The sequence below is a fragment of the Pseudomonas sp. P5_B2 genome, assembly GCF_056400445.1.
This window is the reverse complement of sequence record NZ_JBFULH010000868.1, coordinates 1-1,440: the sequence shown is the minus strand read 5'-3', so window position 1 is coordinate 1,440 and position 1,440 is coordinate 1. Positions and strand designations below refer to the sequence as shown.

The following is a 1,440-nucleotide window of genomic DNA, read 5'->3' as shown; positions in this document are numbered from 1 at the left end:
CAGGAAAGCCAGATGCGCAAGCTCAAGGTCGGTCAGATTCCGTTCGAGGGCAGCCTCGACCTGCATGGCATGAACGTGGAAAAAGCGCGAGAAACCCTTTGGGCTTTTCTGGCCGAAGCGACCAAATTCGAAATTCGCTGCGTGCGCGTCACCCACGGCAAAGCCGTGCGTCTGGATGGCAAGCGGCCCATGATCAAAAGTCACGTCAACACCTGGCTGCGCCAGCATTCACAAGTGCTTGGCTTCACCTCGTGCCAGGCCAGACATGGTGGTGCCGGAGCGGTGTATGTGATGCTCAAACGCACCATGATGGAAGGTCGTGACGAGTAAAGCTGTCGCGTCACGCTTGCAGCGCCGTGTTTGCCACCGTACCCTTGCCCTTTGCGAAAATCCCCACAGGTAGTTTCATGTCCCTGGAACAGAATTACACGGCCATCCTTGGTCAACTTGGCGAGGACGTCTCCCGCGAGGGCCTGCTCGACACGCCAAAACGTGCCGCCAAAGCCATGCAGTACCTCTGCCGCGGTTATGAACAGACGCTGGAAGAGGTCACCAATGGTGCCTTGTTCAGCTCCGACAACAGCGAAATGGTGCTGGTCAAGGACATCGAGTTGTACTCGTTGTGCGAACACCACCTGCTGCCGTTCATCGGCAAGGCGCATGTTGCCTACATCCCGAGCGGCAAAGTGCTGGGCCTGTCGAAAGTCGCGCGTATCGTCGACATGTACGCCCGCCGCCTGCAGATCCAGGAAAACCTCAGTCGCCAGATCGCGGATGCGGTCCAGCAAGTCACCGGCGCCTTGGGCGTTGCAGTGGTGATCGAGGCCAAGCACATGTGCATGATGATGCGCGGTGTGGAGAAACAGAATTCGTCGATGATCACTTCGGTGATGCTCGGTGAGTTCCGCGAAAACGCGGCTACCCGCAGCGAGTTTCTCAGCCTGATCAAGTAAATGCAGTACGAAGAAAACCGGCATTCATCGCCGGTTTTTTTTCGTCTGCAAAAAATCATGTAAGCTGCGCGCCCTTCTCAATTCGCACCGTGAGGCTTTCAACGTGTTCGTAAAAGCACTTCGTGTCGGCCTTGGCCAACTGATCATCTTCATCGACTTCCTGACTCGTCCCGGCAAGAAGCAACGTGCCGCCGAGGCTCAGGCCAAGGTCAACTCCGCTGCCAAGGACCTGACCCTGTATCAATTCCACGCCTGCCCGTTCTGCGTGAAGACCCGCCGCAGCCTGCGTCGCCTGAATGTGCCAGTGGCACTGCGCGATGCGAAGAACAACGAACAAGATCGCCAGACCCTGCTGGAGCAAGGTGGCAAGATCAAGGTGCCGTGCCTGCGCATCGAAGAGAACGGCCAGACGACCTGGATGTATGAGTCCAAGGTCATCATTGATTATCTAGATAAGCGTTTTGCTGCTGCCTGATGGTTTTTGTAG

At 56.7% G+C, this 1,440-nt stretch carries 3 protein-coding genes; all 3 read left to right on the top strand.

Annotated features, from left to right (window positions below; translation table 11 throughout):
- A partial coding sequence (locus AC1DRJ_RS27575) for a Smr/MutS family protein (RefSeq protein ID WP_477804934.1) occupies window positions 1-330 on the top strand: 330 nt, incomplete at its 5' end.
- A gap of 77 nt (window positions 331-407) precedes the next feature.
- Window positions 408-953, top strand: coding sequence for a GTP cyclohydrolase I FolE (folE, locus tag AC1DRJ_RS27570; RefSeq protein WP_003204506.1), 546 nt, complete (start codon window positions 408-410; stop codon window positions 951-953).
- 103 nt (window positions 954-1,056) lie between these two features.
- Window positions 1,057-1,428, top strand: coding sequence for a glutathione S-transferase N-terminal domain-containing protein (locus AC1DRJ_RS27565; RefSeq protein WP_477804933.1), 372 nt, complete (start codon window positions 1,057-1,059; stop codon window positions 1,426-1,428).
- Window positions 1,429-1,440: the final 12 nt, after the last annotated feature.